Genomic DNA, 9,113 nt, shown 5'->3' on the forward strand with positions numbered 1-9,113 from the left:
CGCAGGTGAGAGACTTCACAGGGCGTCCGGGAACCCGTCCCGGAGTGACCCGGAAGACATCTCAGGGCTGGTGCGACAGGAGGAGAACGGCCAGGTCGTCGGTCAGCGCGCCGCCATTGAGACGTTCCACTTCGCCGACCAGCTCGTCGATGAGCGACCGTCCGCCGATGCCCGTGCCGCGCGCCGTACGCGCGAGCTCCACGAGGCCGTCGGTGCCGAGCCGCGCGGAGCTCTCGCCGACCCGTCCCTCGATCAGGCCGTCGGTGTACAGCAGCAGGCTCCAGGACTCGCCGAGGTCGATCTCGGTCGTCGGCCACTCCGCGCCGGGCACCAGGCCGAGCGCGGGCCCGTGCGCGTACTCCGGCAGCGCCGCGACCTCGAAACCGCCCGCCCCCGGGACGCCCGACGCGGGCGCCTCGCGGAACAGCAGCGGCGCGGGATGCCCGGCGAGATGCATCCGCGCGGTCCGCCGGGACGGCGCGATCGTGATCATGCAGAGTGTGGTGAATATCTCCTCATTGCGCCGCTCGTGGCCGAGGACGGTGTCGAGGGTGCCGAGGAGCTGCTCGCCGGTGTGCCCGGCGAGGACGAGCGTCCGCCACGCCATCCGGAGCTGGACGCCGAGCGCCGCCTCGTCCGGGCCGTGGCCCGCGACGTCCCCGATCATCAGGTGGACGGCGCCGCCCTCGGTCTGCACGGTGTCGTAGAAGTCGCCGCCGAGCAGCGCCCGCCGCCGTCCCGGCCGGTAGCGGGTGTGGTGCCGCAGCGACGGGTCGTCGATCAGCGGGACGGGCAGCAGCCCGCGCTCCAGCCGGGCGTTCTCGCGGCCGAGGATCCGGGCCTCGACCAGCCGCCGCTCGGTCTCCTCCGAGCGCTTGCGCTCGATGGCGTACCGGATGGCGCGCGCCAGCAGCGGCGCGTCGACCTCCTGTTTGACCAGGTAGTCCTCGGCTCCGGCGGAGACGGCCCGCACGCCGAGGTGCGCGTCGTCCAGCCCGGTGAGGACGACCACGGCGGCCGTCTCGGACAGCGCGAGCACCTGCCGCAGCCCCTCCAGATGGTCGATCCCGGGGGTGGACAGGTCGACGAGGATGCACTGGGTGCGCCGCGTCAGCGCCCGGCGCGCGGCGGCGAGGTCACCGGCGACCGTGATGCCGACGTCGAGGCCGCTCTCCGCGAGCATCTTCTCGACCATGACGACGCCGGACGGGTCGTCGTCGATGAGGAGCAGGTCGATCATGCCCTCTGCTCCAGGCGTGACGGGATAAATCTGCTGGCTGATGGTGCTCACAATGCTTCCGAAAGTCGGGCTGCGACGGCACTGGCAACGGCTTGGGCGTTCCGCTTTATTCCTGCGGCCGCAGGGGGAGCGGAACGGGGCCGCGCCGGGGGAGCGGCATTGGCCTAGCCGCCGGGGTCCCGGCTCATGGAGCGGTAGGAGGGGGGCGCTCCGTCGCATCGACTTTAGCGTGTCCCGACCTCCCCGTGCACCCCCGGGGAGCTTCCGCCGGGGTGTTTACGGACAGACCGGAACCGGATCGGTGCTGCTGAAAAACCAGTCGAACTTCGGCCGATCGGCTGCATAACCTTCGTCCGTGAAGCCGTTGCCGGAGAAAGATCCTGGCAGCCCTGACCACCGATCCCCCGCGCGTTACCTGCTGTGGCTGCTGCGCGTCCAATGGCGCAGCTGCACCGCGGGCGCGCTCCTCGGCGTCACGTGGATGCTCAGCCAGGCCCTCATGCCCGCCGCGATCGGCCGCGCCATCGGCGACGGCGTCGTGGCGCGGGACGAGCATGCCCTGCTGCTGTGGGGCGGCGCCCTGCTCGGCCTCGGCGTCGTGGCGGCGGTGTCCGGCGCCGTCCGGCACCGGTTCGCGGTGTTCAACTGGCTGTCGGCCGCGTACCGGACGGTCCAGCTCGTCACCCGCCAGTCGACCCGGCTCGGCGGGACGCTGCCGAAGCGGCTGAGCGCGGGCGAGGTCGTCAGCATCGGGCTGTCGGACGTGTCGCACATCGGCGACGCCCTGGACATCGTGTCCCGGGGCTCGGGCGCCGTCGTCGCGATCGTCGCCGTGGCGGGCATCCTGCTGTCGACGTCGCCGCCGCTCGGGCTGATCGTGCTGGTCGGCGTCCCGCTGATCCTCGCGATCGCGGCGCCGCTGCTGCGCCCTTACCGGGACCGGGAGCTGGCGCACCGTGAGCTCGTCGGCGAGCTGAGCACGCACGCGACCGACCTGGTCGCGGGCCTGCGGGTGCTGCGCGGGATCGGCGGCGAGGCGCTGTTCTCCCGCCGCTACCGCGCCGAGTCGCAGCGGGTGCGGGCGGCGGGCGTGGCGGCCGCGCGGGCCGAGACCCGGCTGAGCGGCGCCGAGGTGCTGCTCCCCGGGCTGCTGATCGCGCTGGTGACGTGGGTCGGCGCCCGGTTCGCCGTCAGCGGGACGATCGGCGTCGGCGAGCTGGTCGCGTTCTACGGGTACGCCGTGTTCCTGATCGTCCCGCTGAAGACGCTCGGCGAGGCCGCGGGCAAGATCACCAAGGGGCTGGTGGCGGCGGGCCGGGTCACCGCGCTGCTGTCCATCGACCCCGAGCTGCCGGACGCGGGGACGGCCCGTCCGGCGGCGGGCTCCGAGCTCGTCGACATCGCGTCCGGGCTGGTCGTGCGGCCGGGCCGGGTCACCGCGATCGCGGCGGCCGACCCGCGCGACGCGCAGGCGATCGCCGACCGGCTCGGCCGGTACGCGCCCGGCGAGGTCGACTTCGGCGGCGTCCCGCTGCACGGCGTGGCGGACCTCAGGAAGCGGATCCTGGTGGCGGTGAACGAGGACCGCCTCTTCGCCGGGTCCCTGGCCGAGTCGCTGGCGCCGGACGGAGACGAGGCCGCGCTGCGCGCCGCGATCCGTTCCGCGTGCGCCGAGGACATCGTCGCGTCCTCCGGCCTGGACGCCTACGTGGCGGAGGCCGGTCGGGAGTTCTCGGGCGGCCAGCAGCAGCGCCTTCGCCTGGCACGGGCACTCGCCGCCGACCCGGACGTCCTCGTCCTGGTCGAGCCGACCAGTGCCGTGGACGCGCATACCGAGGCGCGCATCGCCGACAGGCTCCGCCCAGCGCGCGCGGGACGCACCACCGTGGTCTGCACGACGAGCCCGCTGATGCTGGACCGGGCCGACCACGTGGCCTTCGTCCAAGGCGGCCACGTCGTCGCGGAAGGAACGCACCGCGACCTGCTGGAGACCGAACCGCGCTACGCGGCCACCGTCACCAGAGGAGAAGCAACGGAACAAGCGGAAAGGGCAGGACGGTGAGCGCGGAGATACTGCCGGTCGCGACGCCCGCGCAGGTGCGCGCGTACGCGCGGCGGCTCGTCGTGCGGCATCCGCGCGACCTCGCCGCCGTGCTGGCCCTGCACGCGTTCGCCGCCGTGACGGGCCTGGTCGCGCCGCGCCTGCTCGGCGCGCTCGTCGAGGACGTCCGCGACGGCCGCGCCGACATCGACACCACCGGCCTCGCCATCGCCGGCTTCGTGATGGTGCAGGCCGTGCTGACCAGGTACGCCTACCTCGCGTCCGCGAAGCTGGGCGAGCGCGTGCTGGCGGAGCTGCGGGAGGAGTTCGTCGACCGCGTCCTGGCGCTGCCGCTGTCGCGGGTCGAGCGGGCGGGCACCGGCGACCTGGTCACCCGCGCGTCCCGGGACGTCGACACGCTCGGGACGTCCGTCCGGTACGCCATGCCGGAGACGCTCGTCGCGATTGTCGTCGGCGGGTTCACGGTCGGCGCGTTGCTGCTGAACGGCCCGCTCGTCGCGCTGCCCGCGCTGGTCGCCGTCCCGATGCTGTGGGCGGTGATGCGCTGGTACCTGCCCCGCGCGCACGGCGGCTACCTGCGCGAGAACGAGGCGTGGTCGCAGATCGCGGACGGGCTGACCGAGACCGTCCAGGGCGCCCGCACCGTCGAGGCGCTCGGCCTCGCCGGCCGCCGCCACGCCCGCGGCGACGCCGACATCGCCCGCTCCTACAAGGCGGAGCGGTACACGCTGCGGCTGCGCATGGTGCTGTTCCCGGTGGCCGAGTTCGGTTTCGTCCTGCCCGTCGTGACGACCCTGCTCGTCGGCGGCTACCTCTACATCCACGACATGGCGTCGCTCGCGCAGGTGACGGCGGCGACCCTCTACGCGCAGCAGCTCATCCAGCCCGTGGACACGCTGCTGTCCTGGCTGGACGAGCTGCAGCTCGGCGGCGCGTCCCTGGCCCGCCTCCTCGGCGTCGGGAACGTCCCGCCGGACCGGACGCCGAACGGCCGCAGCCCGGAGGGGGAGCGGCTCACGGCCCGCGACGTCCGCTACGCCTACCGTCCGGGCCAGGACGTCCTGCACGGCGTCGATCTCGACCTGAGACCCGGCGAGCGGCTCGCGATGGTCGGGCCGAGCGGCGCGGGCAAGTCGACGCTCGGCCGCCTCCTCGCCGGGGTGGACGGCCCGCGCTCAGGGACGGTCACCGTCGGCGAGAACGGCGGAGGCGTGCCGCTGGTCGAGCTGCCGCTGGACGATCTGCGCGGCCACGTCTCCCTGGTCACGCAGGAGCACCACGTGTTCCGCGGCACGCTCCGCGAGAACCTCGTGATGGCCCGTCCGGGGGCGTCCGACGCCGACATCGAGCGGGTCCTCGCCGCCGTCGAGTGGGACGGCCCCGGCCTCGACACCGTCGTCGGCTCCGGCGGCGAGACGCTGTCGCCCGCGCAGGCGCAGCAGCTCGCGCTGGCCCGGCTCGTCCTGGCGGACCCGCACACGCTCGTCCTGGACGAGGCGACCTCGCTCCTCGACCCCCGCGCGGCCCGCCGCCTGGAGCGCTCGCTCGCCGCCGTCCTCGACGGCCGGACCGTCGTGGCGATCGCGCACCGCCTCCACACCGCGCACGACGCCGACCGCGTCGCCGTCGTGGAGGACGGCCGCATCACCGAACTGGGCACCCACGACGACCTGATAGCCGCCAACGGCTCCTACGCCGCCCTCTGGCGCTCATGGCACAGCGCGTAGCCGCGGGTTCCTCAGTCCTTGCGGGGCTCCTCCGCTGACAGGTGCAGGAAGTCGTTCACCCCGATGAGCCCGAGGATCGGCCGGACGGCCGCCGGGACGCCCTTCCGCGCCGGGTCGTGGACGATCCGCGGATCGGTGAGGCGCACCCGCTCGCCGCGCGTTTCGAGGTCGCACCCGCCGGCCGCGACGGTGTTCCTCACCCAGTCGGCGTCCGGCCCGTAGGTGAGCGCGGCGACGTAGCCGCCGGGCTCGCGGAAGATGTTGATCGGCGTCCGGTGCGCGCGGCCCGTCCGGCGGCCCTTGTGCAGGACGATCCCCCATCCCGGCGCGCGTCCCGCGAACAGCCCGGTCACCCGGTTGGTCGCCACCCGGTTGACGCGGGCGACGAACTTCGGAATCGGCATGGATCACCTCTCGGGGAGCGGCCTCATTTCGTGAGGGCCGATTTGAGGAAGTCGACCTGGAGGTGCATCAGGTTCTCGGCGACGACCTCCTGCGAGGCCATGTGCGTGACGCCTGACAGAGGAAGGATGGTGTGCGGGCGGCCCGCCGCGAGGAGGGCCGACGAGAGGCGCAGGGTGTGGGCCGCGACGACGTTGTCGTCCGCCAGGCCGTGGATGATCATGAGCGGGCGCTTCAGCTCGGGGGCCGACTCGATGAGGGAGTTCGCGGCGTAGTTCTCCGGCTCCTCGTCGGGGTGGCCCAGGTAGCGCTCGGTGTAGTGGGTGTCGTACAGGCGCCAGTCGGTGACCGGCGCGCCCGCGACACCGGCGTGGAACACGTCCGGGCGGCGGAGCACGGCGAGGGCGGCGAGCCAGCCGCCGAAGGACCAGCCGCGGATCCCGACGCGGTCGAGGTCGAGCGCGTCGGGGTTGCGGCGCGCGGCCTCGATCAGCGCGGTGATCTGGTCGTCCAGGACGGGTCCGGCGAAGTCGCCGTGGACGGCGCGGTCCCACTCCGGGCCGCGTCCCGGGGTGCCGCGGCCGTCGGCGATCACGACGGCGAAGCCCTGGTCGGCGAGCCACTGCGCCTCGCAGTACATGCGCTGGACGGCGAGGACGCGCTGCGCGTGCGGCCCGCCGTAGGGGTCCATGAGGACGGGCAGCCGCCCGTCGCCGGGCTTCCACCCCGTGGGCAGCAGCACGGCGGTGCGGATCTCGCGGTCGCCCGAGCGCAGCAGCTCCACCCGAGGCGTGATCACCGGCGTCTCCGCGAGCGACACGACGGGGTGGGTGCCGGACGGCGTCCGCACCTCGACCTCCGTGCCGGGACGGTCCAGCCGCGCGCCCGAGACGACCGTGATCTCGCCGGACGCCGTCCCGCCGAAGACGCCCCGGCCCTCGGTGTGCCGGGCGACCTCGCCGTCGTTCCAGGTGTAGAGGTGGATCTCGGTGGGCTCCTCCGACGCGGTGAACAGGATGGAGCGCCCGTCCACGCCGAGCACCGACCGGACCTGGAGGCCGCCGGGCGTGACGGGCTCCCCGGCGACGGTGATCCGCCGGGTGCCGGCCGCGCGGTCCTCGGTGACCCAGACCAGGTCGCCGTCGGCGGTCCGGGCCGGCAGCCCGGGGACGATGTCGGTCCAGTCCGCGTCGGACTCGGTGTGCAGGAGGGTCGTCTCGCCGGACGCCGGGTCGACGCTCAGCACCCGCTGGGACCGCTGGTCGCGCGGCTGGACGACGATCAGCAGGCCGTGCCGGTCCCACGCGGCGGTGACGACGTAGGGGAACGTGCCCCGGTCCCACGCCACCGCGGTCCTGGCGTCCGCGCGACCGCCGTCGATCTTGAACAGCACCAGGCCCACCAGCGCGTTCGGGGTGCCCGCCGCCGGGTAGGCGATCTCGGCGGGCGGCGCCTCCGGGTTCGCGGGGTCGGCGATGTGCCAGCGCAGCACGGGCGTCTCGTCGACGCGGGCGGCCAGCAGCGTCGCGCCGTCGGGGGACCACCAGTGGCCCCGCATCCGGTCCATCTCCTCCGCCGCGACGAACTCCGCGACGCCGTAGGAGACCTGCTCGGTCTCGGGCTGGACGAGCGCCCGGTCGCCGGTGCCGTCCATCTCGATGACGCGCAGCGTCCGGCCCGACACGTACGCGATCCGGCGCCCGGCCGGGTCGGGGCGCGGGTCGAAGACGGGCTCCTGCGCGGGCAGCTCCCGCACGATCGAGGTGTCGAGGTCGGCGACGTAGAGCCGTCCGCCCAGGGTGAAGGCGGCCTGCCGCATGGCCCGGTCGGTGGCGTAGCCGACGATCCCGCCCGCCTGCTCCCGGGCGCGCTCGCGCCTGGCGCGCTCCTCGGCCGGCAGGTTCTCCTCGCCCGGGACGTCGAGCGCCGCCGGGTCGGCGACGCAGCGCTCCTCGCCGGTGGCGGTGTCCAGCGTCCACAGGCAGGTCACCGGGTCGTCGCCCGCCCTGGTGCGCAGGAACGCGACACGGGACTCGTCGGGCGCGATCTGGAAGGCGCGCGGGACGCCGAGGCTGAACCTTCGCGTGCGGGCGCTCTGCCGCGGATAGCTGATGCTCATGACAACCGAGTCTGCCAGCCGGAGTACGGCCCCCCGCAGGGCGGCCGGGTGGAAACGAGCAGCGGGAACGGCGGCGCGCCGCGGCGTCCTGCCCTATGATCACGGGTCGTCGCCTGGCGAGCCGGGAATGTCACGTGCCCGGTACCGGGCTCGCGTAAGCTCAAAGCTTCCCCAAGCACATTTGTCGTCGCGCTCTGAGGAGTGGTCAATGCCGGAGCTGCAGCCGGGAGATCCCCGGCGGCTTGGCTCGTACGAGATCGTCGAACGGCTCGGCGAGGGCGGCCAGGGTGTCGTCTACGCGGGCGTCGACGCCTCCGGGAACAAGGCCGCCATTAAGCTCCTGCGCGCCGACCTCGCCGCCGACACGATGGCGCGCAACCGGTTCGTCCGGGAGGCGCAGGCCGCCAAGCAGGTGGCGCGGTTCTGCACCGCGCAGGTCCTGGAGGCCGACGTCGCGGGCGACCAGCCCTACATCGCCAGCGAGTACGTGCCGGGGCCCTCGCTGTTCAAGCAGGTCACCGAGAGCGGCCCGATCTCCGGGGCGACGCTGGAGCGGCTCGCGATCGGCACCGCGACCGCGCTGGTCGCGATCCACCAGGCCGGGATCGTCCACCGCGACTTCAAGCCGCACAACGTGATCATGGCGCCGGACGGCCCGCGGGTGATCGACTTCGGTATCGCGCGGGCGTTCGACACCGACCAGACCAACGCGACCAAGGCGATCGGCACGCCGTCCTACATGGCGCCCGAGCAGGTCGCGGGCGCCACCCTCACCGAGGCCGTGGACGTGTGGGCGTGGGCGACGACGATCGTGTTCGCCGCGACCGGGCGGCCCCCGTTCGGCGACGACACCGTCGTCGCCGTGATCAACCGGGTGATGCACGAGCCGCCGATGCTGGACGGCGTCCCCCCCGACCTGCACCGGATGATCGCGTCGTGCCTGGCCAAGGAGCCCGAGCGGCGGCCGACCGCGCAGCAGCTGATGATGGCGCTGATCGGCTCCGGCCCCGGCGGCGGCGGGCAGACCCGCATGGACGACCCCGCGCAGGCCACCACGATGCTCGCGGAGGGCTCCACGCTCGCCGCGGGCGGCATCGCCGGCGCCGGGATGGCGGCCGCCGGACGTTCCGGCGGCGCGACCCGCCGCGTGTCCCCGGCCGACTACACCGGGAACCTGCCGCCCGCGCGCTCCCCGTACGGGGCCGGTCCGCCGCCGGGCGCCCGCCGCCCGCGGCACGACGACTGGGAGCCGGAGCGCAAGTCGAAGTGGCCGATCGTCGCGGCCGTCGCCGCGATCCTCGTCCTGGCGATGGTCGTGGGCGTGTACGCGGCGACCCGCGGCGGGAACGACCCGTCCTCGCCCGTCTCGCCGTCGGTCACCGACTCCGGGTCCGTCTCGGAGGCGCCGACGACCGAGGAGGAGACCGAGCCGACGCCGACCCGCACCCGGACGCGCGAGAACACGCCCCCGCCGGACACCGACACGCCGACGTCCACCCCGACGGACGACGACACGCCGACGTCCACGCCGACCGACGACGACACGCCGACCACGCCGGCGAC

The 9,113-nt window shown here is 74.1% G+C and carries 6 protein-coding genes; 3 read left to right on the plus strand and 3 right to left on the minus strand.

The window, feature by feature from the left end; genetic code table 11:
- Positions 1–61: 61 nt before the first annotated feature.
- Positions 62–1,291: a SpoIIE family protein phosphatase gene (locus E1264_RS16875; protein ID WP_347813400.1), complete on the minus strand. Its 1,230-nt coding sequence runs from the start codon at positions 1,289–1,291 to the stop codon at positions 62–64.
- A gap of 304 nt (positions 1,292–1,595) precedes the next feature.
- Between E1264_RS16875 and E1264_RS16880 the strand changes: the two genes are divergently transcribed.
- Together E1264_RS16880 and E1264_RS16885 are read left to right on the plus strand one after the other, a co-directional pair.
- Positions 1,596–3,302: an ABC transporter ATP-binding protein gene (locus E1264_RS16880; protein WP_132174500.1), complete on the plus strand. Its 1,707-nt coding sequence runs from the start codon at positions 1,596–1,598 to the stop codon at positions 3,300–3,302.
- Entirely contained in the window at positions 3,299–5,029 is a 1,731-nt protein-coding gene (locus tag E1264_RS16885) for an ABC transporter ATP-binding protein (protein WP_132174502.1), read from the plus strand. The genes E1264_RS16880 and E1264_RS16885 overlap by 4 nt, the downstream gene beginning before the upstream one ends.
- Before the next feature lie 11 nt (positions 5,030–5,040).
- Here the strand turns inward: E1264_RS16885 and E1264_RS16890 are convergent, their stop codons facing one another.
- Both E1264_RS16890 and E1264_RS16895 read right to left on the minus strand, forming a co-directional pair.
- Positions 5,041–5,433, minus strand: a complete 393-nt coding sequence (locus E1264_RS16890) for a nitroreductase family deazaflavin-dependent oxidoreductase (RefSeq protein WP_132174504.1) — start codon at positions 5,431–5,433, stop codon at positions 5,041–5,043.
- 23 nt (positions 5,434–5,456) lie between these two features.
- Entirely contained in the window at positions 5,457–7,550 is a 2,094-nt protein-coding gene (locus tag E1264_RS16895; RefSeq protein ID WP_132174506.1) for a prolyl oligopeptidase family serine peptidase, read from the minus strand.
- A 208-nt stretch (positions 7,551–7,758) separates the two neighbouring features.
- On the opposite strand from E1264_RS16895, the gene E1264_RS16900 reads away from it, so the two are divergent.
- Positions 7,759–9,113: serine/threonine-protein kinase (locus E1264_RS16900; protein WP_165964210.1), on the plus strand; the 1,355-nt coding region annotated here is incomplete at its 3' end.

The organism is Actinomadura sp. KC216 (genome assembly GCF_004348535.1).
Classification (GTDB): domain Bacteria; phylum Actinomycetota; class Actinomycetes; order Streptosporangiales; family Streptosporangiaceae; genus Spirillospora.